The sequence below is a fragment of the Enterobacter chinensis genome (genome assembly GCF_034008295.1).
Classification (GTDB): domain Bacteria; phylum Pseudomonadota; class Gammaproteobacteria; order Enterobacterales; family Enterobacteriaceae; genus Enterobacter; species Enterobacter chinensis.
Window position 1 is genome coordinate 420,625 of sequence record NZ_JARDVI010000001.1, and the last position, 22,934, is coordinate 443,558.

The window sequence follows — 22,934 nt, forward strand, 5'->3', positions numbered from 1 at the left end:
CTGCCATGACAACGTTTCATTCATTAACAGTGGCAAAAGTGGAACCCGAAACCCGCGACGCGGTAACCATCACGTTCGCGGTGCCGCAGGCGCTGCAGGAAGCCTACCGCTTCCGTCCCGGTCAGCACCTGACTTTAAAAACGAAGCTTGACGGGGACGAGCTGCGCCGCTGCTACTCCATCTGCCGGAGTACCGCCCCGGGCGAGATCAGCGTGGCGGTCAAAGCCATCGAAGGCGGGCGCTTTTCCCGCTATGCCCGGGATGAGATCAAAGCGGGCATGGCGCTGGAGGTGATGGTCCCTCAGGGACAGTTTGGCTACCAGCCGCGGGCTGAACGTGAAGGGCACTATCTGGCGATTGCGGCAGGCTCCGGGATCACCCCGATGCTGGCGATAATCTCCGCAACGCTTGCGACCGAACCGAACAGCCATTTCACCCTGATCTACGGCAACCGCAGCAGCCAGAGCATGATGTTCCGCCAGGCGCTCGCGGACCTGAAGGACAAATACCCGCAGCGGCTGCAGCTGGTCTCCATCTTCAGCCAGGAGCGGCTGGACAGCGACCTGCTCTACGGCCGAATCGACGGCGAAAAGCTGCAGGCGCTGGCGAAAACCCTGATCAACTTCCGCCAGTACGACGAAGCCTTCATCTGCGGCCCGTCGGCAATGATGGACGACGCGGAAGCCGCGCTGAAGGCGCTGGGGATGCCGGAAACGTCCATTCATCTCGAGCGCTTTAATACGCCCGGAAACGCCGCTAAGCGCGCGGTGAGCGTGCAGGCGGAAGGCCAGAAAGTGACCGTGCGTCAGGACGGACGCGACCGTGAAATCACCCTGACGGCGGACGATGAAAGTATTCTCGATGCCGCCCTGCGTCAGGGGGCGGATCTCCCGTATGCCTGCAAGGGCGGCGTGTGCGCCACCTGTAAATGCAAAGTGCTGCGCGGGAAGGTGGACATGGCGACCAACTACAGCCTGGAGCCGGACGAACTGGCCGCCGGGTATGTACTGAGCTGCCAGTCGCTGCCGTTAACCGCTGACGTGATCGTGGATTTTGACGCGAAGGGGATGGCATGAGCGAACTGACCGTTACCCGTCATGGCCGCGTGATGCAGCTGACGCTGAACCGTCCGGCGGCGCGCAACGCCCTCAACAATGCGCTGCTGACGCAGCTTGCTGAGCAGCTTGAGGCCGCCGCAGCGGATGCCGACGTCACCGTCTGCGTGATTTACGGCAGCGAGCGCTGCTTTGCCGCCGGGGCCGATCTCAATGAAATGGCAGAGAAAGACCTGCCTGCCACCCTGAACGATATCCGTCCGCAGCTGTGGGCGCGAATCAACGCTTTTCCTAAACCGCTGATCGCCGCCGTGAACGGCTTCGCGCTGGGCGCGGGCTGCGAGCTGGCGCTGCTGTGCGACGTGGTTATCGCCGGCGACAACGCCCGCTTTGGCCTGCCGGAAATCACGCTCGGCATTATGCCCGGCGCGGGGGGCACCCAGCGTCTTATTCGCTGCGTCGGGAAATCGCTGGCCAGCAAAATGGTGCTGACCGGCGAGAGCATCTGTGCAGAGCAGGCGCTGAGCGCCGGGCTGGTCAGCGATGTCTTCCCGGCAGCGCTGACGCTGGAGTATGCCCTGAAACAGGCGGCACGGATGGCGCGCCACTCACCGCTGGCGTTACAGGCGGCCAAACAGGCCCTGCGTCAGTCTCAGGAGGTGCCGCTACAGGCTGGCCTGGCGCAGGAGCGTCAGCTTTTTACGCTGCTTTCTGCCACCGAAGACCGCCGGGAAGGCATCGACGCCTTCTTACAAAAACGCACCCCCGACTTTAAAGGACGCTAATTGTGGAATTTATTCTCAGTCATGTAGAACAGGGCGTAATGACGATTACGCTGAACCGTCCGGAGCGTCTGAACAGCTTTAACGACGTGATGCATCAGCAGCTTGCCGACTGCCTGAAACAGGCCGAACGTGATGATACCGTTCGCTGCCTGCTTATCACCGGGGCAGGACGCGGTTTCTGTGCCGGTCAGGATCTCAATGACCGCAACGTCGACCCCAACGGCCCGGCGCCGGATCTGGGGATGTCCGTTGAAACCTTCTATAACCCGCTGGTTCGCCGCCTGGCGAAACTGCCGAAACCGGTCATCTGCGCGGTCAACGGCGTGGCGGCCGGCGCCGGTGCCACGCTGGCACTCGGGTGCGACATGGTGATTGCGGCGCGTTCCGCTAACTTTGTGATGGCCTTCAGCAAGCTCGGCTTAGTCCCGGACTGCGGCGGCACCTGGCTGCTGCCGCGCGTGGCCGGACGCGCCCGTGCGATGGGGCTGGCGCTGCTCGGTGACAAGCTCAGCGCCGAACAGGCGCAGGCCTGGGGGATGATCTGGCAGGTGGTGGACGACGACCAGCTCTCCGCTACCGCACAGCAGATGGCGCTGCATTTTGCCTCTCAGCCAACCTTCGGTCTGGGGCTGATCAAGCAGGCCATCAATGCCGCGGAAACGAATACCCTGGACGCTCAGCTCGATCTCGAGCGCGACTATCAACGTCTGGCCGGGCGCAGCGACGACTACCGCGAGGGCGTCAGCGCCTTCCTGGCGAAGCGCGCGCCGAATTTTACGGGGAAATAAGATGTTGAACATACGTACTGTCGCCGTGATTGGCAGCGGCACGATGGGTGCCGGAATTGCCGAAGTGGCGGCCAGCCACGGCCATCAGGTGCTGATCTACGACATCTCCAGCGATGCGATATCACGCGCCATCGACGGGATCCGCCAGCGCCTGGCCTCCCGGGTGACGCGCGGAAAACTTTCCGCCGATGCCGGGAGCCAGATCCTTGCCAGGCTGCTTCCGGTCACGGATATCAACGCGCTTGCTGCGGCCGATCTGGTGATTGAAGCGGCCGCCGAGCGGCTTGAAGTCAAAAAGGGACTGTTTGCAAAGCTGGCAGAGATCTGCCCGCCGCAGACGGTGCTGACCAGCAACACCTCTTCCATTTCCATCACGGCGATTGCGGCGGACGTGCACCACCCGGAGCGCGTCGCGGGGCTGCATTTCTTTAACCCGGCGCCGGTGATGAAGCTGGTGGAAGTGGTCAGCGGGCTGGCAACCTCACCGGAAGTGGCCGATGCGCTGTGCGAGCTGGCGCTGAACTGGGGGAAACAGCCCGTTCGCTGCCAGTCAACGCCGGGGTTCATCGTCAACCGCGTTGCGCGTCCGTTCTATTCCGAAGCCTGGCGCGCGCTGGAAGAGCAAGTGGCTGCGCCGGAGGTCATTGACGCCGCCCTGCGCGAAGGCGGCGGCTTCCCGATGGGGCCGCTGGAGCTGACCGACATGATTGGTCAGGACGTTAACTTTGCGGTGACCTGCTCGGTATTTAACGCCTTCTGGCAGGAGCGTCGTTTTCTGCCTTCGCTGGTGCAGCAGGAGCTGGTGCTGGCCGGAAGACTGGGCAAAAAGAGCGGGAAGGGTGTTTACGACTGGCAGAGTGACAAACCCGACGTGCAGTGGGTTAAGGCGGTAAATGACAGCTACAGCCCGATGCGCGTGGAGAAAAGACGTGACGGTGTCACCGAGATTGATGACGTGTATCTGGTGGAAACGCAGGGGGAAACCGCGCAGGCGCTGGCGCTGCGCCTTAACGGCCCGGTGGTGGTCGTTGACCGCATGGAGAGCGACGTGGCGGTCATTGCGGCGGCCGCCAGCAACCCCCACACCGCGACGCAAAAAGTCATCCGCTATCTGCAACAGCAGGGAAAACGGGTGGTACAAATTGCCGATTATCCCGGCCTGCTGATCTGGCGCACGGTGGCGATGATCGCCAACGAAGCGCTGGATGCCCTGCAAAAAGGGGTCGCCTGCGAGAAGGACATCGATACCGCCATGCGCCTCGGCGTGAACTACCCGAGCGGCCCGATTGCCTGGGGCGAGCGTCTGGGCTGGCAACGCCTGCTGACGCTGCTGGAGAACCTGCAGCGCCATTACGGCGAAGAACGCTATCGCCCCTGTTCACTGCTGCGCCAGCGCGCGCTTCTGGAGAGTAGCTATGAGTCATAACGCCTGGCATAACGCCCGCACCATGTACGAACGGGACGCCTGCGCGCAGGCGATGGGGATGGACATTGTCGAGATGGACGAGGGCTACGCGGTAGTGACCATGACCATCACCCCGCAGATGCTGAACGGCCACAACACCTGCCACGGTGGGCAGCTGTTTTCGCTGGCAGATACCGCCTTTGCCTACGCCTGCAACAGCCAGGGGCTGGCGGCGGTGGCCTCAGGTTGTTCGATTGATTTTCTGCGTCCGGGCTTTGCCGGGGACACGCTTACCGCCACCGCACGGGTGAAGCATCAGGGCAAGCTGACCGGCGTGTATGACATTGAGATCCAGAATCAACAACAGAAAACCGTCGCCCTTTTTCGCGGGAAATCTCACCGCATCGGCGGCAGTGTGACAGGAGAGGCCTGATGCGTGACGCATTTATTTGTGATGGCGTTCGAACGCCGGTGGGGCGCTACGGCGGCGCGCTTTCTGCGGTAAGAACCGACGATCTCGGTGCCGTGCCGCTGCGCGCGCTGCTGGCCCGCTACCCGCAGCTCGACCTCGAGCGTATTGATGACGTGATTTACGGCTGCGCCAACCAGGCGGGGGAAGATAACCGCAACGTGGCACGCATGTCGGCGCTGCTGGCCGGGCTGCCGCAGACGATCTCCGGGACCACCATTAACCGCCTGTGCGGCTCAGGCCTGGACGCCATTGGTTTTGCCGCGCGCACGATTAAGGCGGGCGATGGCGACCTGCTGATTGCCGGCGGCGTGGAGTCAATGTCCCGCGCGCCGTTTGTGATGGGTAAGGCCACCGCCGCGTTTCAGCGCCAGGCGGAGATCTTTGATACCACCATCGGCTGGCGATTTGTGAATCCGCTCATGCATCAGCAATTCGGAACTGACAGTATGCCGGAAACGGCAGAGAATGTAGCTGAATTGTTAAATATCAGCCGTGCCGATCAGGACGCTTTCGCGCTGCGCAGCCAGCAGCGTACCGCTCAGGCGCAGCAGAACGGTATTCTGGCGCAGGAGATCGTGCCGGTGCAGGTGCCGGGTAAAAAAGGGGCGATCGCGGAATTTAGCGTGGATGAACATCCGCGCGCGGACACCACGCTCGAGCAGCTTGCAGGCCTGAAAACGCCTTTCCGTAAGAACGGGGTGGTCACGGCGGGGAATGCCTCCGGCGTCAACGACGGCGCGGCGGCACTGCTCATTGCCAGCGAGCAGATGGCGCTCGCTCAGGGGTTAGTCCCGCGCACGCGGATCGTGGCGATGGCAACAGCAGGCGTCGAGCCACGTCTGATGGGGCTCGGCCCGGTTCCTGCGACCCGCAAGGTGCTGGAGCGCGCCGGACTCAGTATTAACGATATGGACGTCATCGAACTGAACGAAGCTTTCGCCTCGCAGGCGCTGGGCGTGCTGCGTCAGCTGGGGCTGCCGGATGATGCCGCACACGTCAACCCGAACGGCGGCGCGATTGCGCTGGGCCACCCGCTGGGGATGAGCGGTGCCAGACTGGCGCTGGCCGCGAGCAATGAACTGCACCGACGCGGCGGGCGCTACGCGCTGTGTACGATGTGCATCGGTGTGGGTCAGGGCATTGCCATGATCCTTGAGCGTGTTTGAGCGTAAGACAATGTGAGTACCCTACAATGACAAATACAACAAAGCTTGATCCGATTGAAACGGCTTCCATTGACGAGTTACAGGCGCTGCAGACCGAGCGTCTGAAATGGACGCTGCACCACGCCTATAACAACGTGCCGATGTACAAACGCAAGTTTGACGCTGCGGGCGTTCACCCTGACGATTTCAAAGAGCTGGCGGATATCCGTAAATTCCCGTGCACCACCAAGCAGGACCTGCGGGATAACTATCCATTCGATACCTTTGCCGTGCCGATGGAGCAGGTGGTGCGCATTCACGCATCATCCGGCACCACCGGCAAACCGACCGTCGTTGGCTATACGCAAAACGACATCGACAACTGGGCCAATCTGGTGGCCCGCTCCCTGCGCGCCGCGGGCGGCAGCGCGAAGGACAAAATTCACGTGGCGTATGGCTACGGCCTGTTTACCGGCGGGCTGGGTGCGCACTACGGCGCCGAGCGTTTAGGGGCGACGGTGATCCCGATGTCCGGCGGCCAGACGGAGAAACAGGCGCAGCTGATCCGTGATTTCCAGCCGGACATGATCATGGTGACGCCATCCTATTGCCTCAACCTGATTGAAGAGCTGGAGCGCCAGATGGGCGGCGATGCCAGCGCTTGTTCTCTGCGCGTGGGCGTCTTCGGCGCCGAGCCGTGGACGCAGGCCATGCGTCGCGAAATTGAAAAACGCTTAGGCATTACGGCGCTGGACATTTATGGCCTCTCCGAAGTGATGGGGCCGGGCGTGGCGATGGAGTGTATCGAAACCGTCGACGGCCCGACCATCTGGGAAGACCATTTCTACCCGGAGATCGTTAACCCGAACGACGGTACGCCGCTGGATGATGGGCAGCCGGGCGAACTGTTGTTCACCACGCTGACCAAAGAGGCGCTGCCGGTGATCCGCTACCGCACCCGCGACCTGACGCGTCTGTTACCGGCCACCGCACGCAGCATGCGCCGTATGGACCGCATCAGCGGTCGCAGTGACGATATGCTGATCATCCGCGGGGTCAACGTCTTCCCGTCGCAGCTGGAAGAGGAGATTGTGAAGTTCGAACATCTCTCTCCGCACTACCAGCTGGAGGTGAACCGCCGTGGGCATCTTGATTCACTTTCCGTGAAGGTGGAGCTGAAAGAGAGCAGCCTGACGCTGACCCACGAGCAGCGTTGCCAGGTGTGTCACCAGCTGCGTCACCGGATCAAGTCGATGGTTGGGATTTCCACCGACGTGACGATCGTCAACTGCGGCAGTATCCCGCGCTCAGAGGGGAAAGCCTGCCGGGTGTTTGACCTGCGTAAAGTGGCGGCCAACGGTTGAATTTCCCTCAATACACCCTCTCCCTTTGGGAGAGGATTAGGGTGAGGGTACATCCCAGATTCGTATGCTATGATTCATCCAGGACAAAAATAACAACAGAATGAATCACATGAATAAACTCGACGCCTTTATCCAGCATGCGGTCAGCTCCGTTCCCGTCAGCGGGACATCGCTTATCTCCTCGTTATACGGTGACGCGCTTTCCCATCGCGGCGGTGAGATTTGGCTCGGCAGCCTGGCTGCCTTGCTGGAAGGCATGGGGTTTGGCGAGCGCTTCGTACGTACCGCGCTGTTTCGCCTCAACAAAGAGGGTTGGCTGGACGTCTCGCGCATCGGGCGGCGCAGCTTTTACCGCCTGAGCGATAAAGGGCTGCGCCTGACGCGTCGCGCGGAGAATAAGATCTACCGTGCGGAACTGCCCGCCTGGGACGGCAAATGGTTATTGCTGCTCTCCGAGGGGCTGGATAAAAACACCCTTGCCGACGTTAAAAAACAGCTTATCTGGCAGGGGTTTGGCACGCTGGCGCCGAGCCTGATGGCCTCGCCGTCGCAGCATCTGGCGGATGTGCAGTCCCTGCTTCACGATGCCGGCGTGGCGGAAAACGTAATTTTCTTTGAAGCCCACTCGCCGCTGGCGCTCTCCCGCGCCGCGCTGCGTTCGCGGGTAGAAGAGTGCTGGCAGTTGACCGAGCAAAACGCGATGTACGAGACGTTTATCAGCTCGTTCCGCCCGCTGCTGCCGCTGCTGAAAGAGGCCGCGCCGGAGGAACTGACGCCGGAACGCTGCTTCCAGATCCAGCTGTTACTGATTCACTTTTATCGTCGCGTGGTGCTGAAAGACCCGCTGCTGCCGGAAGAGTTACTGCCCGCGCACTGGGCGGGACAAAGCGCCCGTCAGCTTTGCATCAATATTTATCAGCGTGTGGCACCGGGGGCGCTGGCGTTTGTCAGCGAAAAGGGCGAAACCTCCGTCGGCGAACTGCCCGTGCCCGGCACGCTCTACTATCAACGCTTTGGTGGTCTTACAAGCGCATAAGGAGTGAAGATGCCTGTTTATCAAATTGACGGTCTGACGCCGGTAGTACCGGACGAGAGCTATGTTCACCCGACGGCGGTGCTGATTGGTGACGTGATTTTGGGCAAAGGCGTTTATGTCGGCCCCAATGCCAGCCTGCGCGGCGACTTTGGTCGTATCGTGGTGAAAGACGGTGCGAACATTCAGGATAACTGCGTGATGCACGGTTTCCCGGAGCAGGACACGGTGGTGGAAGAGGACGGGCATATCGGCCACAGCGCCATTCTCCACGGCTGCGTGATCCGCCGCAATGCGCTGGTGGGCATGAACGCGGTGGTGATGGACGGGGCCGTCATTGGTGAAAACAGCATCGTTGGCGCGGCGGCGTTCGTGAAGGCGAAAGCGGAAATGCCCGCCAACCATTTGATTATCGGCAGCCCGGCCAAAGCGATCCGTGAGCTCAGCGAGCAGGAGCTGGCCTGGAAGCAGCAGGGCACGCGGGAGTATCAGGTGCTGGTGGAACGCTGTAAGCTGACGATGCATCAGGTGGAGCCGCTGCGTGAGGTTGAGGCCGATCGCAAACGGCTGACGTTTGACGAGAATTTACGGCCGAAGTCGGCGGTGTAGGGTGGAAGGTCCGCTTCGCGGCAGAAGCGGACGTAAAGAGACATAGAAAATACCCATTTTGGGATTAAGCACATTCCCAAGCATCCCTCTGACAAACCAGTTTCCCCGGGAGACGGCATTGCTATCGCTTTGACTGAAGGACGTCCGGGGGCGTATCAGCAGCTGCAAGCCCAGCCAGCTTAGGTAGGCGGCACCACAAACTTTCAGCACCGTGTAAGCCATTTCTGAAACCGGCAGCAGAGCACCCAGACCTGGTGCAACCAGGGTGGTTTTTTCTCAATCAGCCTGACGTCGCAACGCTTAATTATTATCAAGGAACGCGTCAGCCCCATCCCGTGAAGTTCTGGAATATCAGGCCTGAACTGATATGATAATTTTGAATTAATCTGGAGGGATAAATGAACGCAGACACGATTGTCACGTTATTTAAGTTCAAACGCTGGGCAGACGCCGAAACACTACGGGCAATGCAGAAGGTCGATATCCTGGAGAATGCTAAGAAGCACCATCTGATGCTCAGGCTTATGAACCATATATATGTTGTGGATATGATTTTCAGAGCAAACATTACTGGTCAAAACCACCAGTACACAGCGTTAAATACGCCAGAAACTCCATCATCAGACGAACTTCTTTTAAAGATGTCTGAATGCGCTGACTGGTATATACAACACGCAGGAGCAATGAATGCCGCTGATTTCCAGGAAACGATAAAATTTCGTTTTGTCGATGGCGGATTCGGAGAGATGAAAGCGATGGATATGCTTAATCATGTCTTATTTCATGGCTCATATCATCGTGGTGCAGTGGGCTGGATGCTTTCCGAAACGGGAATTACCCCGCCTAAGGATGTACTCACTGTTTTTCTAAGGGATCATAATCACTAACAGGCCAACGTTAGAAACAATCGTCGAATTAGAACAGGTTCTGTTTTGAGGATGCCAGTATGACTCATTTTTACCAACTTACAGCGACCAGCCTGGATGGCCGACCAATCTCTATGGCCGACTACGCGGGTAAAGTGGTTTTGATCGTGAATACGGCAAGCCAGTGCGGCTTCACGCCTCAGTACGCCGGGCTTGAAGCGCTATACAAGAAATACGCGGCTCAAGGACTGGTGGTGCTTGGCTTCCCCTGCAACCAGTTTGGTAAGCAGGAACCCGGCGGTGCCGATGATATCTCAAAGACCTGTTACATCAACTACGGCGTCAGTTTCCCAATGTTCGAGAAAGTAGAGGTAAATGGAGCCTCAGCGCACCCGCTGTTTCGTTATCTGAAAAACGAATTGCCCGGCGTGCTGGGCGGGAGAATTAAGTGGAACTTTACGAAGTTCCTGATCGGACGCAACGGGGAACCTCTCAAGCGCTTTGCACCGATGACCAGGCCCGAGAACATGGAGTCTGCGATCCTTGCGGCCCTGGAAAGCTAAGTTTCTTTGTTTTTAGCAGCCCTGATGGCCTTTCTTTAGTCTGTTTTTCGACTTGTTTTCCCCTATTTGTTATATAGCGAAAGAAAATTTATATGGCATAAATGCACCATACGAATATCAAAGGGAACGACCTTATGTCGCTTTATGACCTTAAGACTGAAGCAAATGCATTAAATGAGGCCTGGCGCTCTCACGTATTAGGCCGCGTTGGGGAAGCAAATCTCAAAATTTTACGAATGGATGAGCGCTCAGTCACTGAAGAGGTGCATGAGTATGACGAGGGGTTACTGGTCATTGACGGACGTCTGGAACTGAGTGTTAACGGCAAAAAAATCTCTGTAAGCTCGGGCGAGCTTTATATAGCTAAAGCGGGCGTTCCTCATACCGTGGAAATCGGCAGCTTTGGCACACTGGTTATCATCGATCTACCCGAAACCTAAATTTCAGACTGCTGACAAAATGCGATTTGTGAGTTTCGCCCGGTGTGAAATGTAGGCCGGGTAAGCGCAGCGCCACCCGGCAAAAAAGACGGTTAAAATATTGATGGCGGGGTTTGCTATCAATCTCAGGCCCCGTAAGGGGCCTGGTCTGCTTTAACGCCTGAATTAGAAGCGATATTGCAGACCCGCGGTAATGGTATAGTTATGGTTAGAAATACCCGCAGCGTCCCCGCCAATAGAGCCGGATTCGCCAGTATTGGTATCAATAATCTGCGTACCGCCTTTACCTTCTTCGTAACTGCTATAGGTAAATTCAGCAAAAACTTTGGCGTGCGGCGTCACATAATATCCGGCATCAACGGATGCGCCATAATAACGGGAATCCGTTGTCTTCTCGCGGAAGGTTAAATCGCGCATGTAGTGCTCGTCGTTATCATGCGCACGGACCCAGTCACTGAATTTAAACAGGGCATTAAATTCAAAGTCATTAAAGCGGTACTGTCCTGCAAGGCCAATATACGGCATGGAGAAACGCTGGCTATAACCAATACCGCGTTCGCCTGCCGGGAAGTTCCCCTGATAGGCGCCGTTATCGTAATTGTAAGAACCCCCGGTCGCCGTCCAGCTGAAGCGGGTTTCCTGATAACCAGCGGTTACGCCCGCTTTATAGTTATCGCCCTGGAAGATCCAGCCTTTTACGTTGAGATCGTATTCATTGGCATAGTTAACGTTGGTCGAAGGATGGCTTGAATGGTCTGTCCAGGAGGATTGTTTTGCATTCATCCAGTCATAGTCATCCATATGACCTGAGCCTGATGCCAGGGACGTCCAGCCGCGGGCGTTCAGTGTCAAAAATGAGTATGCATCCCAGGAAATATCGCCTTTCAGAATAGCGACATTTTTTATTTTCCAGTCCAGCTGGCTAATTTTTCTTCCTGTGACTTCGTCATAAACCATCTCATGGGATTTTCCGCTCAGCATCCCGGCAGAGGCTGAAACCGTTAAACTTTCCGGTGAAAAATCCGGTGTGACTTGTGAGGTACCTGCATATACTGCCCCTGAAAACGCGGCCATCATCATTCCCGCAACAATATTTCTTGTCATTTTTATTTCCCTAAAACAAATTAATCAATGAGTTGCAGGGAAATATTAAAAGTCATACAAATAAGAATCAACTGCCAGTTTTGGTAATTTTTTATAATTTGACGTAAGGAGTGATATTTAACTTTGGGCCGCCCGAAGGAGGCGGCCGCGAATATTTAAATCATTACTGGCTCAATGCGAAATAACAGTCAGTTGATTTACTGTAACCGGCGCCACAATAAATTCCGTTTACCCGCGCAGCCACGGCGTGATCGTCAGGCCGGTCAGCAGGCCTTCCGGGCTGAGCAGGCGAGTAACGGTCTGGCCCCAGGGTTCGGTGCGGTTGGCCACCAGCAGGCGATAGCCTTTTTCACTCAGAATGCGGGTAGCCGAATCAAGTTCCTGCACCTCGCATTCAATCCATCCCTGCGGTATCGGGTGCTCAGAGGGCCACTGCGCTTCACCAAAACAGGAGGTTGCCGCCTGTGAAAGCGGCCAGACGGCAAAATGCTTCACGCCCTCCAGCTGACCCTCTTCAGCGAGCAGATAGTCGCTGTTACCCTCCATGGGCTTCAGCGGTAAACCGAGTGTATGGACATAAAACGCGGTGCTGGCGTCGGTGCTTTGTGAAATGGGCCCGAAGCCGGCGATAAATAAGACATCAATTCCCGGTAACGTCTGCGACATATCCACTCCTTAATTGGCTGAAACTCCAGAATTTATAGTACGACTCTCAGATCGGGTACCGCATTCACCGTACCTGCGCTTCCCCGACGGGTTTAAATTTCAACGCGATGACGATCAGCAGGATAACACCCGCACTCATGACCAGCCATGCGCTGGTCAGTGAGACAGCGCTGTCGCGAACGATCCCCGCAATTAACGGCATCAGCGCGGCAATCATATATCCACCTCCCTGAACTTTAGACAGTAGCTTCCCGGCCTGCGCGGGCGTTCGTGCATGATCGAAGGTGACAATGAGCGACAGCGGGAAGAGGGCACCGATACCTGTGCCAAGCAGCAGTGTTGATAATACCGGCGTGGTGCCCGGTGCAAAGACCAGACACAGTAATCCCGCCAGCAGCAGCAACAGGACCGTAATCAGCGGAGCACGGCGGTCGGGGAATTTACCGATAAGCGCGGAGACGACAAACCCTGCGACCACCTCGGTTAACGTCAGCCAGGCCAGCATATAGCCGCTGCTGCGTGCGGACCATCCCGCCTGAATATAGAGCGGCGGCAGCCAGGCTAATACCAGCGTGTAGGCTCCCGTCCCTACGCCGAAAAAGAGCAGCAGTAACCCTGTCCGGGAGGAGGAGAGCGTAACGGTTTCGCGGGCCGTATTTTCACTTTGCGAACGCGTCACCAGGGTCAGCCATAGCATCAGCGCAAGCAGTGCTAACAGGCCTGCCATGGCCAGCGCCGGTTTTAGCGTTAGCCACGAAAACAACGGCTCGGCGCTGGCGGCGGCTACTGCAGCACCGGCCATAATGCCGGTGCTGAACAGCGACATGACCGTGCTGGCCGTTTGCGAATACTCTTTTTTTATCAGGGCAGGCATTAACGCCTGGATCGTGCCGATGCTGGCCCCACCCAGTAACGCGGTGCCCATCAGGCTCACCAGCGAGGCACTCAAACCGCGTAATAAACAGGCCACCAGCAGGATGAAAAGTCCGATCATAATCCCCCGGACGGCACCCACTCTGGCTAACAGCCAGGGTCCGCACAAGGCGGCCAGGCCCATCATCGCGACCGGTAGGGTGGTCAGCAGGCTGAATTGTGTGGCCGTCAGTCCCGCTTCGCGCTGTAGCACGGAAAACAGCGGTCCGACAGACGCCAGAATGGGGCGCAGGTTCAACCCGACGATAAAAGCGATAACGGCAAAGAGTATTGGAGACGTGCGTTTCAACATGAGATCCTTTTCGGCTATGAATGGCCCGGGCAAATCACCGCGAGCATTTATCTTAACGTTAAGATAAAATGTATTTTTGTGTAAGATGTACCGCACAACACGATAAATTCCCATGCCATCAGGGGTGAAAATGAAAGACCATGTAGACTTCGTCGTCGACCAGTGGAGCAGCGCCATGCCTGAGCTGGACGCCTCGTCGATGAGAATCTTTGGCCGAATACTCAGGCTAATGAAGCACCTGGGTAAAAAACGCGCGCAGGCCATGGCGCCGTTTGGCTTTCGCGAGGGCGAATTTGACGTGCTGGCCACGCTGCGTCGCGCCGGAGCACCGTACTGTCTTTCGCCAACGCAGCTGTATAAATCGCTGCTGATCACCTCAGGGGCGATGACGAACCGGCTAACGCATCTTGAACAACAAGGGCTTATCCGGCGAATTGCCGATCCCGATGACAAGCGCAGCACTCTCGTAAGTCTGACGTCACTCGGGCTGGAGCGTATCGAACAGGCGCTACTCGTTCATACCCAAACGCAGAATGCGCTGCTGCGAAACTTGTCTGATGCACAACGCGCGCAGCTGGAATCCCTGCTCAGAGAGTTACTGCTGACGTTTCCGCCCGAGGACGAGGTGGATAAACCGCTGAGTGCAGATAAAAAAACCACTACATGAATAAACCTCACTGAAAGGGAAATTATGTCCTTACCTCCACTGTATGCCCTGCGCGCTTTTGAAGTTGCCGCACGGCTGAACTCCTTCAGCAAGGCTGCTGAAGCGCTCAATATCACGCCGGGGGCGGTCAGCAGGCATGTCCGGACGCTTGAAATGTGGTTCGACTGTGAGCTTTTTAAACGGCAGGGCCCGAGAGTCGAGGTCAGTGACGCCGGACGCGTTCTGGCCGGGCAACTTAGCGAGAGTTTCACCAGCATCGAGTGGGCCTGTCGCGCATTCAAAAGTGAAAACCACCTTTTGCGCCTTAAAGCACCCAGCTCCCTGACGATGAAGTGGCTTCTTCATGTTCTGAAAACCTTTCGCGATAACCATGCAAAACCCAAAGTGGAAATTGCCAGCGTCTGGATGGACTTCGACACGGTTGACTTCAGCCGTGAGCCTTACGATTGTGCGATCCTCCTCGGTAATGGCTATTTTGGTGAGTCAACAGAAAGCCGGTTGCTTTTCAGCGAATGGCTCATTCCGGTCTGTACCCCGTTATTGCTTGAATCTGCCCGGCATCAGCTTCCACAGTGCGATCTTATCCATCCCTCACGGGACCGACGGGACTGGAGGCGCTGGCTGAAAAGAACGGGGTTATTCCCCGGGCTCGACGTGAGTGGAGGAATAGTGTTCGACACCCTGGAGCAGGGAAGCCTGGCCGCCATGAACGGCCATGGCGTCGCGATGGCCGATCTTTGTCTTACCCGTGAGGCGCTTGAGGGTGGACTGCTCGCGCTGCCTTTCAGGGAAGCTATCGCGACGGGCGACGGCTACTATATTGTCTGGCCGAAAAATTCGCTCAGAACACAGAGCATTGAATGCCTGCTGACCTGGCTTAATTTCCATACGCCGGTTGTTCCTTCTCTGGACATTGTTTATCTGGATGACGATGAAAAACGATTTTAATACTCTTTAAGTGCAGGATATTCCTTTCGGAATATCCTGCCTGTGGAGTCTATTTATGCGTAGGGAATATTGGCCATTTTCTTATATCTTTCCGGCAGCGCGCTGTTCAGGTTGAGTAATTTATCCAGAATATAAAGCGCAGGCGTCCCCTGTTCGTGTTCGGCATCGATCAGCGCAGAACGTAACAGATTGGCAGCCGAGGTCATTTTACGGAAATAATCCTCTGATTCAGGCGTCTGCACTTCGCCTGACGCAGCGTAACGCACCTGGGGCCAGCCCGCGAAGTCAAGCAGCGGGAGGTTCCCCTCATCTTTTGGTAAATGCGCTGCGAGCAGTTCCTCGGCGTTACCCGGGTTACCCTGAGCGAAAGCCAGGAGATGCAGTCGATGGATAAAGGGTGACAGCACTTCTGAACTTTCCTTTTCTGCTGAAAGAAGCTTTATAAACTCATGTATATTTTCATTGGTACTGTTTTTATGTGGCGGAAAAATTTTCATTACATGAAATAGAATATCGAGTGTCATAGGTGCTCCATATGCGCGCGGTATTATTTATCGTTTGTATGTCGATGTTTTTTATCTTCACTAATCAAGCAGGTTTAAAAGGATGATATTTCATGGCGGCTATGTTTGAAAAACGATAAATAGTGAGCATCAATGTGAGTTTTACTCAATGTTGGGTGCTCTGTCGCCGCGAAAAGTGGCGCTTTGGACATCGGCCTTGCGTAATATCTCCCTGCAGCGATTTGTTTCACAAATGCCATGGCTCAGTGACTGTTGCGGATGGTATAACGTCCTGCGGCAAGCGGGTTGCCGTCGTCTGACCCCATTCACAAAGGTGTATATGAAACAAATTACTTTCAGTGACCTGCAGCAACAGAGCGAGCAGGCCGCAAATTCTCCTCGCTTACGCGCGCATCGTAATTTACATCCTGAACTGAGCGACCCGGTGCAGCGTCTGGCCATTGCCATGGAGCCCGGTACCTATGTTCGCCCCCATCGTCACCCGCACACGTTTGAACTGCTGACCGCGCTTAGCGGCCGCTTTCTGGTGCTGAATTTTGATGACAACGGTACCGTGACCCAGCGCGTTGTGTTAGGTGAAGAGTGTAAAGTACTGGAGATGGACGCAGGTACCTGGCATGCCGTGCTGTCCCTTGATAAAGGCGGCGTCATTTTTGAGGTGAAACACGGTGGTTATCAGCCCGTAGCTGAACACGATACCGCCCCGTGGTCACCGGCTGAAAACGCGCCCGGCACCGCGGAGCTGATGAAATGGTACGCTCAGGCGCAAGTGGGTGACGGTGGTTTTTCCCTGTAGGGATTCTGTCTTGTGCCCGGCGCGCGGAAAGGCGAGCCGGGCAAGATAGACAAGATCCGCTGACTCAACTGACCGTATTAAAATGCCAGTCACTGGCAGTCGACAACGTCACGAATGGACCTGCCAGCGTGCTGTTGTGATGAGTAATGATGTCATTGGCAGATAAATATTCATTATCCATTGTAGTATGCGCATCTGAAATCAATACCGTCCTGAAACCCAGTTCCGGTGCAATCCGACAAGTGGTATCGACACAAAACTCTGTCTTCATCCCGGCAATGACCAGCTGTTTGATGCCTCTCTGATTAAGTTCACGCTGCAATACGGTATCCCGAAAACAGCTGGGATAGCGCTTTGTAAAAACAACATCCACCTCACGCTTCACCTCCAGTTCGGGTACCAGGCTTGTTAACGGACTCTTCTCTGAAAACGGAGAGTTATCAGGCCCGGTATGGCGGGCAAAAAAGACGGGCACCTGCGCGTGACGCGCTTTGGCTATTAATAAACGGATATTTGCCAGAACGGTATCGGCGGAACAGGGGGAAACCGGGCCATTGAAGAGTCCCTGCTGCATGTCGATAACTAAGAGAGCATTGTCAGATGAAACCATTTTCTTTCTCCATTCAGAAGGTGATGAACGGAGATACATTTCCCCGTCCAGATTGGCGGGGGATGAGGATCTGTTTGTTAGTTGTTCGCTACAGATACGCTCACGCCGCCGAAGGTGCCGGTGGTGGTGAGAGTGGTTGTTGGCTGAACTGACTGATACATATAAAGACCTTTGCTTATTTATTTCGCGATCGGCGAAAAAGTCCATTCAGTTATATCGCGGGTGAAATATTTTCTTCAATACACTAACTTGGGTAGGTGCGCCATTAGCGTTGCACTTTCTTCAGTGCCGAAAAAAAAGGATCACCCGGATTTTCTGAAATGTGCTGGCCGTTATTATTTAATACTGTCCAGGCCCCGCAGGAAATCCTCAACCTGAGCAGGCGTCGCCGTATCGGCCTGATAGAGAATATCGAGCGTGACGTTCTTCAAACCGCAGAAGCCGAAGACGCCCTCGACGATCTGCGTCTGAATCGCCGTTGAATAACCATGCTTATCGAACCCGCTAACATCGGTGCCAGCAGTCGCGATAAGGTGAACGGGAACGTCACGTAAGTTACCGACAATCCGGCCATCTTCTGCCACCTTGTACGCCCAGTTCAGCGTCAGCACGCGATCGAACCAGCCTTTCAGCAGACCGGGAACAGACCACCAGTACACCGGGAAGACAAATACCAGCTTGTCCGCACGATCAACGCGCTGCTGCTCGCGCTGAATATCGTCGGGAAGCGCGCTGGCATCACCGTGATACAAATCCAGATCGGGGCGAGACATTGCCGGATTAAAGCCTTCGGCATGCAGGTCAGCAATCTCGACCTGCGTACCTTGCTCGCGAAGCTGTCCGGCAATGCGATTTGCCAGTGAATGGGATAACGAATTATCGACAGGGTGAGCCGTCACGATCAGCGCATTCTTGATGACATTTGTAGCAGACATAGCAACCTCAACAGGGGTAGGATTGACACCTATATTACTATTGGTAACTTGTGTGTCAATCCGCCTGCTACGATCATTTTGTGCTATTCGCGTAGGTTTCCAGCACGCCGGACATCGCGCCGCTGAGCATATCTTCCGCAACATTTCGGGCGAGCACGCCGTTACCCGCGGCGGTACTGAGCGCGTCTGCCGCACCAATGATGGCCGTCAGCACCGCTTCCCCCTGGACACCTTTCAGCACGATAAAAGGAGAAAGCGCGGTGCGCAGACAGTCGGCACACTCGGCCACGCATGCCTCCCGGAACGTCTGCAGCGCGTGGGATCCGGACAGCGCCGCGGCGATCGGCCCGGTTTCCGGGCCAGCGGAAATCGCGCAATCAATATAGGCAGCGCTGAAAAAGCGGATCGTCTTTTCCAGCGTTTTGCTGTCTACCGCCAGCGTCTCACGGAATTTCGCCAGTTGCCGATCGCTATAATCCTGGTACAGCGCCATCAGCAACCCTTCGCGATCGCCAAAGTGGTCGTAGGGAATGGGCTTTGTCACGTTGGCCCGTTCAGCCAGATAGCCCAGCGTCAGTGCCTCCGTGCCTTGCTGGCGGACAATTCCACGCGCAACCTCCAGCAGCTGCACGCGGCGGTCCTCTTTTCTTAAGCGCTTAACAACCATGCTTTCCTCAAATCAATTATCTACTGATGGTAGTTTACACGTTTTCCGTACGTTGCTGCACGCGTTGTTCTACAGGGCGGATCCGGAACCAGATCGCATACATCGCGGGCAGGAAGACGAGCGTAATGATCGTCCCACCTAACGTTCCGCCGATCAGCGTCCAGGCCAGCGTTCCCCAGAATACGGAATGCGTCAGGGGAATGAACGCCAGCACGGCGGCCATTGCGGTCAGTAATACCGGGCGTGCCCGCTGGACCGTTGCTTCGACTACCGCCTGGAACGGATCGAGGCCGTCCTTCTGGTTATGATCGATTTGACCGATCAGAATCAGCGTATTGCGCATAAGAATGCCTGACAGAGCGATTAAGCCCACCAGGGCGTTGATGCCAAACGGCTGATTGAAAAGCAGCAGGGTAGGCACTACGCCAATCAACCCCAGCGGAGCGGTAAGAAACACCATCACCATCGCCGAAAGTGAACGCACCTGCAAAATGATGATCAATAGCGTCAGGGCAATCATGATCGGGAACAGCGGTAACATGGCCTGCGTGGCTTTACCCGATTCCTCAATAGAACCTGCCATGTCGATACGGTAGCCGGCCGGCAGAGCATCAACAATCGGCTGGAGCTGTTTCATGATGGCGGTCGACACGTCCGGCGGCTGAAGATTGTCGGCGATATCGCCCCGCACGGTAATCGTGGGGGTGCGATCGCGACGGCGCAGGAGTGGGTCTTCCATGCCGATCTCAATTTTGCCGATCTGAGACAGCGGAACACGCTGTCCCGCATTACCCACGAGGGTGAAGCCCTCGATTTTTGCCGGGTCAAGACGGATATCACCCGCCGCACGGCCAATCACCTCTACCGAACGAATATCTTCCCGTACGGAGGTAATTGGCACGCCTGATAACAGGAACTGGAGCTGCTGGGCGACGGCGCTGGAGGTTAAGCCGGTGGCCTGCAGGCGGTTTTGATCGAGGGTGAAATGTAATACGGGCACGCGTGACCCCCAGTCGGTGTTGACGGTTCGCATCATCGGGCTGGCCTGGAGCACGGCTTTTACCTTATCAGCGATGTCACGCACGTTTTCGACATCCGGCCCTGAAACGCGCCAGGCAACCGGGAAGGGAGAGTACGGGCCAAACACCAGCTGCGTCACCCTCACACGCGCTTCGGGCGCAAGGCCGCTGGCGACAGCCTCCCTGAGCCTGAACTTGAGCGCCTCGCGCGACGTCTCGCTGTCCGTCAGGATCACGATTTTCGCAAATGAAGGGTCGGGCAGCTCGGGGGCCATTGCCAGATAAAAACGGGGTGAACCCTGACCAATATAGGCGGTAACGATTTTGGCCTCCGGCTGCTTGCTCAGCCATGCTTCTATTTTTGCGGTGGCGGCGCTGGTCTGGGCAATCGACGTGCCGTAGGGCATCTGAACTTCAACCAACACTTCCGGGCGATCGGAGGTCGGGAAAAATTGTTTTTTCACCAGCCCCATGCCGAGGACGGCCAGAATGAAAATGGCGACCACTGAACCGGCCACCCGCCATTTTCTGGCGATAACGCGGCCAAGCAGCTGGCGAAAACGGTTGTATCGGGGCGTGTTATAGATGGCGGCATGACCACCTTCCACTTTTGGAATGTTCGGCAGGATCTTCACACCCAGATAAGGCGTGAACACCACGGCGACAAACCACGACGCAATCAGGGCGAGGCCGACAATCCAGAACATATTGCTGGTGTATTCCCCGGCGGTCGACTGGGCAAAACCATTCGGCATAAAGCCGATGGCCGTCACCAGGGTACCTGCCAGCATGGGCGCGGCGGTATGGCTCCAGGCGTAGGCTGAGGCTTTGATTCTGTCGTAACCTTCCTCCATCTTCACCACCATCATTTCGATGGCGATAATGGCATCATCCACCAGTAAGCCGAGGGCGAGGATCAGGGAGCCCAGCGTGACGCGGTCAAAATTTATCCCCGCGGCCTCCATCACCACGAAGACGACCGCCAGCGTCAGCGGGACCGCCGCTGCCACCACCACGCCCACGCGCCAGCCCATACTGACAAAACAGACCACCATGACCACAAGCAGGGCAACGAAGAATTTGATCATAAACTCATCGACCGACGAGCGGATATTCACGGACTGATCGGTGACTTTGGTCAGGGTCATGCCGAGAGGCAGGTTATCGTTAATTTTCGCCGTTTCCGCATCCAGCGCTTTACCCAGCGACAGGCCGTTCCAGCCTTCGCGCATCACGATGCCCAGCAGAAGGGCGGGCTCATGCTGATTGCGTATCAGCATCGTGGGCGGATCTTCGTAGCCGCGTTCAACCGTCGCCACATCGGAGAGCTTGAGCGTTTTTCCCTGAGCAACGAATGGCGTATCGCGGATCTTCTGCAGTTCATCGAAAGCACCGTCCAGGCGGATGAAGATCTGCGCGCCCCGGGTCTCAATGGCGCCCGCGGCGGTCAACGCATTCTGGCTATTGAGCGCATTGAAAATATCCTGCTGCGAGAGCCCCATCGTCGCCAGACGATCGTGCGAGAAGGAGATATAAATCCGTTCGGCCTGTTCACCGATAATGTTCACTTTTTTCACGCCAGGAACGTGCAGAAGCTGCTGGCGCAGGCCTTCGGCATCACGTACCAGCTGCCGCTGGGGTTCGCCTTTCGCTTTGAGGGCAAAAAGGGCAAAGGTGACATCCGCGAATTCGTCATTCATCATCGGGCCGATGACGCCCGCCGGGAGGCGCTGGGACTCGTCTCCAAGCTTCTTTCGCGCCTGGTAGAACTCTTCCTGCACCTCTGCGGGCGGCGTTTTGTCCTGCAATGACAGGGTGATAAAGGCCATGCCGGGACGGGTATAGGTTTCCGTACGGTCATACCATTTGAGTTCCTGCAGGCGCTTTTCCAGCGGTTCGGCAACCTGATCCTGGATTTCCTGCGCGGTGGCACCCGGCCAGACGGTAATCACCGTCATTTGCTTGACGGTGAAGGGCGGATCTTCCGCGCGTCCGAGCCCAAAAAAGGCGTAAATACCGGCAATCGTCACGAGAACGATCAGAAACAGCGTGACTGAACGCTCGCGAACGGCAAGCGCTGACAGGTTAAAGCGGCTTCCGCTCATGGCGTGTTCTCCGCATGGGCGGCATTGCGTTGTCCAGCAAGCCTGACGACTTCACCCTCGTGCAGAAGATGTGCGCCTAACGCAACAATCTTCTCGCCGGGCTTTACGCCACCCGTGACCTGCGCCGCAGCTTCACCCACGCTCAGCACGTTGACGGGCGTCCATGCGACCTTTGCCGGCGGAGCAGAAATACGCCAGACGCCGGGGCCTTTGCCCGCATCGTAGAGCGAGGCCAGCGGGACCTGCATGATCTGACCCTGCGCTTTCGTGTCTTCAATGTTCAGCGTGACGGTGGCTCCCAGCGGCGCGTTGGCCAGCGCGCCTTCCAGGACGTATCGTGCTTCAAAGGTGCGGGTGGTGGCGTCGGCTGAATCAGAAAGCTGGCGCAGCGTTGCGGTGACCGGGTGTTTTTCATTGCCATACAGTGTGGCCTGCGCTGCGCTGCCGACGGCAGGGCGCAAGGTCTCCGGGAACTGCACCAGCGCTTCGCGCTGTCCTGCTCTGGCGAGCCGGATCACCACCTGCCCGGCGCTGACGACCTGGCCCGGTTCGGCGAGCGTCTCCATCACCACGCCGTCTGAATCCGCCAGCAGTACGGCATAGCCGGTTGCGTTTTGCGCCACGTTGGCCTGCGCGCGGGCAGCGCTGAGCTCGGCCCTGGCCGTATCGGCCGCCGCTTTGATCTGGTCATACTCCGAGGCAGATACGGCACCGGATGCCACAAGGCCGCGATAACGCGCCTCATCGCTGGACGCTTTTTTCGCACGCGCCTGGGCTGCATCCACCGTGCGCTGCTGTGCCTGGGCCTGTAATTTGAGGTCAACCGGGTCGAGGCGCAGCAACGGCTGGCCTTGTTTGACGGTCTGCCCGGTATCAACCAGGCGTTCGAGGATTTTTCCCTGAACCCTGAAACCCAAATCGCTTTGCGTTCTGGCGACCACCACGCCCGTAAAGGAGCGGGCGGTATGGTTCGCAAGTTCGACGGAGGTGGATCTGACAAGCGGTGGCTGAGTGCGCGGATCGTCACTCGCGGAATTATCGCCGCACGCCACCAGGGCAAACGGCAGGAGACAAGCGGCAACGTGGGCTGAAGTGAGCCTGAGCATGGGATACCTTATAGACGTAACAGGACGATATCCGCAT

The 22,934-nt window shown here is 56.9% G+C and carries 24 protein-coding genes and 1 pseudogene; 15 read left to right on the top strand and 10 right to left on the bottom strand.

All coding sequences use genetic code 11. From position 1 onward, the window contains the following. Positions 1–5 precede the first annotated feature (5 nt). The 9 genes from paaE (at position 6) to paaY (ending at position 8,656) form a co-directional block, all read left to right on the top strand. Positions 6–1,076 carry a 1,2-phenylacetyl-CoA epoxidase subunit PaaE gene (gene paaE, locus PYW49_RS02140; protein ID WP_320385499.1) on the top strand — a complete coding sequence of 357 codons (1,071 nt, stop codon included), beginning with the start codon at positions 6–8 and terminating at the stop codon, positions 1,074–1,076. Beyond that, on the top strand, positions 1,073–1,840 hold the full coding sequence (gene paaF / locus PYW49_RS02145) for a 2,3-dehydroadipyl-CoA hydratase PaaF (RefSeq protein WP_320385500.1): 768 nt from the start codon (positions 1,073–1,075) through the stop codon (positions 1,838–1,840). Before paaE ends, paaF begins: the two co-directional genes overlap by 4 nt. Continuing rightward, positions 1,840–2,628 carry a 2-(1,2-epoxy-1,2-dihydrophenyl)acetyl-CoA isomerase PaaG gene (gene paaG, locus PYW49_RS02150; RefSeq protein WP_320385838.1) on the top strand — a complete coding sequence of 263 codons (789 nt, stop codon included), beginning with the start codon at positions 1,840–1,842 and terminating at the stop codon, positions 2,626–2,628. Before paaF ends, paaG begins: the two co-directional genes overlap by 1 nt. 1 nt (position 2,629) lies before the next feature. Further along, positions 2,630–4,054: a 3-hydroxyacyl-CoA dehydrogenase PaaH gene (gene paaH / locus PYW49_RS02155; RefSeq protein WP_320385501.1), complete on the top strand. Its 1,425-nt coding sequence runs from the start codon at positions 2,630–2,632 to the stop codon at positions 4,052–4,054. Next, positions 4,044–4,466 (top strand): hydroxyphenylacetyl-CoA thioesterase PaaI, encoded by a 423-nt coding sequence (paaI, locus tag PYW49_RS02160; protein ID WP_134350160.1) that lies wholly within the window; start codon positions 4,044–4,046, stop codon positions 4,464–4,466. The genes paaH and paaI overlap by 11 nt, the downstream gene beginning before the upstream one ends. Then, positions 4,466–5,671, top strand: coding sequence for a 3-oxoadipyl-CoA thiolase (pcaF, locus tag PYW49_RS02165; RefSeq protein ID WP_134350161.1), 1,206 nt, complete (start codon positions 4,466–4,468; stop codon positions 5,669–5,671). The genes paaI and pcaF overlap by 1 nt, the downstream gene beginning before the upstream one ends. 26 nt (positions 5,672–5,697) lie before the next feature. Beyond that, positions 5,698–7,014, top strand: a complete 1,317-nt coding sequence (gene paaK, locus PYW49_RS02170; protein ID WP_320385502.1) for a phenylacetate--CoA ligase PaaK — start codon at positions 5,698–5,700, stop codon at positions 7,012–7,014. A gap of 100 nt (positions 7,015–7,114) precedes the next feature. After that, entirely contained in the window at positions 7,115–8,050 is a 936-nt protein-coding gene (gene paaX / locus PYW49_RS02175; protein ID WP_025757961.1) for a phenylacetic acid degradation operon negative regulatory protein PaaX, read from the top strand. Between the two features lie 9 nt (positions 8,051–8,059). Further along, positions 8,060–8,656: a phenylacetic acid degradation protein PaaY gene (paaY, locus tag PYW49_RS02180; RefSeq protein ID WP_134350163.1), complete on the top strand. Its 597-nt coding sequence runs from the start codon at positions 8,060–8,062 to the stop codon at positions 8,654–8,656. On the opposite strand, the pseudogene PYW49_RS02185 reads toward paaY, so the two are convergent. After that, positions 8,654–8,920: pseudogene (locus PYW49_RS02185) on the bottom strand (LysE family translocator); the annotation flags it as partial. The gene paaY and the pseudogene PYW49_RS02185 overlap by 3 nt on opposite strands. A gap of 134 nt (positions 8,921–9,054) precedes the next feature. Here PYW49_RS02185 and PYW49_RS02190 point away from each other — a divergent pair. The 3 genes from PYW49_RS02190 to PYW49_RS02200 all read left to right on the top strand — a co-directional run bounded on the left by PYW49_RS02190 (position 9,055) and on the right by PYW49_RS02200 (position 10,525). Next, the gene (locus tag PYW49_RS02190) at positions 9,055–9,543 is read left to right on the top strand and encodes a DinB family protein (RefSeq protein WP_320385503.1); all 489 of its coding nucleotides are present in this window, start codon (positions 9,055–9,057) and stop codon (positions 9,541–9,543) included. 59 nt (positions 9,544–9,602) lie between these two features. After that, entirely contained in the window at positions 9,603–10,085 is a 483-nt protein-coding gene (locus PYW49_RS02195; protein WP_320385504.1) for a glutathione peroxidase, read from the top strand. A 134-nt stretch (positions 10,086–10,219) separates the two neighbouring features. After that, entirely contained in the window at positions 10,220–10,525 is a 306-nt protein-coding gene (locus tag PYW49_RS02200; protein WP_134350165.1) for a cupin domain-containing protein, read from the top strand. Between the two features lie 165 nt (positions 10,526–10,690). On the opposite strand, the gene PYW49_RS02205 is transcribed toward PYW49_RS02200, so the two are convergent. The 3 genes from PYW49_RS02205 to PYW49_RS02215 form a co-directional block, all read right to left on the bottom strand. Next, positions 10,691–11,629 (bottom strand): omptin family outer membrane protease, encoded by a 939-nt coding sequence (locus tag PYW49_RS02205; RefSeq protein WP_134350166.1) that lies wholly within the window; start codon positions 11,627–11,629, stop codon positions 10,691–10,693. A 228-nt stretch (positions 11,630–11,857) separates the two neighbouring features. Next, positions 11,858–12,295 (bottom strand): VOC family protein, encoded by a 438-nt coding sequence (locus PYW49_RS02210; protein ID WP_320385505.1) that lies wholly within the window; start codon positions 12,293–12,295, stop codon positions 11,858–11,860. A 64-nt stretch (positions 12,296–12,359) separates the two neighbouring features. Beyond that, positions 12,360–13,520, bottom strand: coding sequence for an MFS transporter (locus PYW49_RS02215; RefSeq protein ID WP_320385506.1), 1,161 nt, complete (start codon positions 13,518–13,520; stop codon positions 12,360–12,362). A gap of 130 nt (positions 13,521–13,650) precedes the next feature. Here PYW49_RS02215 and PYW49_RS02220 point away from each other — a divergent pair, with 130 nt between their 5' ends. Further along, positions 13,651–14,187 carry a MarR family winged helix-turn-helix transcriptional regulator gene (locus PYW49_RS02220; RefSeq protein ID WP_320385507.1) on the top strand — a complete coding sequence of 179 codons (537 nt, stop codon included), beginning with the start codon at positions 13,651–13,653 and terminating at the stop codon, positions 14,185–14,187. A gap of 24 nt (positions 14,188–14,211) precedes the next feature. Continuing rightward, positions 14,212–15,135 carry a LysR substrate-binding domain-containing protein gene (locus PYW49_RS02225; RefSeq protein ID WP_320385508.1) on the top strand — a complete coding sequence of 308 codons (924 nt, stop codon included), beginning with the start codon at positions 14,212–14,214 and terminating at the stop codon, positions 15,133–15,135. A gap of 53 nt (positions 15,136–15,188) precedes the next feature. Here the strand turns inward: PYW49_RS02225 and PYW49_RS02230 are convergent, their stop codons facing one another. Next, the gene (locus tag PYW49_RS02230; RefSeq protein WP_320385509.1) at positions 15,189–15,659 is read right to left on the bottom strand and encodes a hypothetical protein; all 471 of its coding nucleotides are present in this window, start codon (positions 15,657–15,659) and stop codon (positions 15,189–15,191) included. A gap of 319 nt (positions 15,660–15,978) precedes the next feature. Between PYW49_RS02230 and PYW49_RS02235 the strand changes: the two genes are divergently transcribed. Continuing rightward, a complete protein-coding gene (locus PYW49_RS02235; RefSeq protein WP_134350172.1) occupies positions 15,979–16,455 on the top strand; it encodes a WbuC family cupin fold metalloprotein in 477 nt (158 codons plus the stop codon). Between the two features lie 64 nt (positions 16,456–16,519). Here the strand turns inward: PYW49_RS02235 and PYW49_RS02240 are convergent, their stop codons facing one another. From PYW49_RS02240 to PYW49_RS02260, 5 genes are all read right to left on the bottom strand, one after another. Then, the gene (locus PYW49_RS02240) at positions 16,520–17,065 is read right to left on the bottom strand and encodes a cysteine hydrolase family protein (RefSeq protein ID WP_134350173.1); all 546 of its coding nucleotides are present in this window, start codon (positions 17,063–17,065) and stop codon (positions 16,520–16,522) included. A 335-nt stretch (positions 17,066–17,400) separates the two neighbouring features. After that, on the bottom strand, positions 17,401–18,000 hold the full coding sequence (locus PYW49_RS02245; RefSeq protein WP_134350174.1) for an NAD(P)H-dependent oxidoreductase: 600 nt from the start codon (positions 17,998–18,000) through the stop codon (positions 17,401–17,403). Between the two features lie 73 nt (positions 18,001–18,073). Next, a complete protein-coding gene (locus PYW49_RS02250; RefSeq protein WP_134350175.1) occupies positions 18,074–18,667 on the bottom strand; it encodes a TetR/AcrR family transcriptional regulator in 594 nt (197 codons plus the stop codon). A 34-nt stretch (positions 18,668–18,701) separates the two neighbouring features. Next, the gene (locus PYW49_RS02255; protein WP_320385510.1) at positions 18,702–21,791 is read right to left on the bottom strand and encodes an efflux RND transporter permease subunit; all 3,090 of its coding nucleotides are present in this window, start codon (positions 21,789–21,791) and stop codon (positions 18,702–18,704) included. After that, entirely contained in the window at positions 21,788–22,897 is a 1,110-nt protein-coding gene (locus PYW49_RS02260) for an efflux RND transporter periplasmic adaptor subunit (RefSeq protein WP_320385511.1), read from the bottom strand. Before PYW49_RS02260 ends, PYW49_RS02255 begins: the two co-directional genes overlap by 4 nt. Positions 22,898–22,934 lie beyond the last annotated feature (37 nt).

What these genes read in the sequence shown, in the direction of transcription:
- paaE (WP_320385499.1), top strand. Translation starts at nt 6, where the DNA reads ATGACAACGTTTCATTCATTAACAGTGGCAAAAGTGGAACCCGAAACC.
- paaF (WP_320385500.1), top strand. Translation starts at nt 1,073, where the DNA reads ATGAGCGAACTGACCGTTACCCGTCATGGCCGCGTGATGCAGCTGACG.
- paaH (WP_320385501.1), top strand. Translation starts at nt 2,630, where the DNA reads ATGTTGAACATACGTACTGTCGCCGTGATTGGCAGCGGCACGATGGGT.
- paaI (WP_134350160.1), top strand. Translation starts at nt 4,044, where the DNA reads ATGAGTCATAACGCCTGGCATAACGCCCGCACCATGTACGAACGGGAC.
- pcaF (WP_134350161.1), top strand. Translation starts at nt 4,466, where the DNA reads ATGCGTGACGCATTTATTTGTGATGGCGTTCGAACGCCGGTGGGGCGC.
- paaK (WP_320385502.1), top strand. Translation starts at nt 5,698, where the DNA reads ATGACAAATACAACAAAGCTTGATCCGATTGAAACGGCTTCCATTGAC.
- paaX (WP_025757961.1), top strand. Translation starts at nt 7,115, where the DNA reads ATGAATCACATGAATAAACTCGACGCCTTTATCCAGCATGCGGTCAGC.
- paaY (WP_134350163.1), top strand. Translation starts at nt 8,060, where the DNA reads ATGCCTGTTTATCAAATTGACGGTCTGACGCCGGTAGTACCGGACGAG.
- PYW49_RS02190 (WP_320385503.1), top strand. Translation starts at nt 9,055, where the DNA reads ATGAACGCAGACACGATTGTCACGTTATTTAAGTTCAAACGCTGGGCA.
- PYW49_RS02195 (WP_320385504.1), top strand. Translation starts at nt 9,603, where the DNA reads ATGACTCATTTTTACCAACTTACAGCGACCAGCCTGGATGGCCGACCA.
- PYW49_RS02200 (WP_134350165.1), top strand. Translation starts at nt 10,220, where the DNA reads ATGTCGCTTTATGACCTTAAGACTGAAGCAAATGCATTAAATGAGGCC.
- PYW49_RS02205 (WP_134350166.1), bottom strand. Translation starts at nt 11,629, where the DNA reads ATGACAAGAAATATTGTTGCGGGAATGATGATGGCCGCGTTTTCAGGG.
- PYW49_RS02210 (WP_320385505.1), bottom strand. Translation starts at nt 12,295, where the DNA reads ATGTCGCAGACGTTACCGGGAATTGATGTCTTATTTATCGCCGGCTTC.
- PYW49_RS02215 (WP_320385506.1), bottom strand. Translation starts at nt 13,520, where the DNA reads ATGTTGAAACGCACGTCTCCAATACTCTTTGCCGTTATCGCTTTTATC.
- PYW49_RS02220 (WP_320385507.1), top strand. Translation starts at nt 13,651, where the DNA reads ATGAAAGACCATGTAGACTTCGTCGTCGACCAGTGGAGCAGCGCCATG.
- PYW49_RS02225 (WP_320385508.1), top strand. Translation starts at nt 14,212, where the DNA reads ATGTCCTTACCTCCACTGTATGCCCTGCGCGCTTTTGAAGTTGCCGCA.
- PYW49_RS02230 (WP_320385509.1), bottom strand. Translation starts at nt 15,659, where the DNA reads ATGACACTCGATATTCTATTTCATGTAATGAAAATTTTTCCGCCACAT.
- PYW49_RS02235 (WP_134350172.1), top strand. Translation starts at nt 15,979, where the DNA reads ATGAAACAAATTACTTTCAGTGACCTGCAGCAACAGAGCGAGCAGGCC.
- PYW49_RS02240 (WP_134350173.1), bottom strand. Translation starts at nt 17,065, where the DNA reads ATGGTTTCATCTGACAATGCTCTCTTAGTTATCGACATGCAGCAGGGA.
- PYW49_RS02245 (WP_134350174.1), bottom strand. Translation starts at nt 18,000, where the DNA reads ATGTCTGCTACAAATGTCATCAAGAATGCGCTGATCGTGACGGCTCAC.
- PYW49_RS02250 (WP_134350175.1), bottom strand. Translation starts at nt 18,667, where the DNA reads ATGGTTGTTAAGCGCTTAAGAAAAGAGGACCGCCGCGTGCAGCTGCTG.
- PYW49_RS02255 (WP_320385510.1), bottom strand. Translation starts at nt 21,791, where the DNA reads ATGAGCGGAAGCCGCTTTAACCTGTCAGCGCTTGCCGTTCGCGAGCGT.
- PYW49_RS02260 (WP_320385511.1), bottom strand. Translation starts at nt 22,897, where the DNA reads ATGCTCAGGCTCACTTCAGCCCACGTTGCCGCTTGTCTCCTGCCGTTT.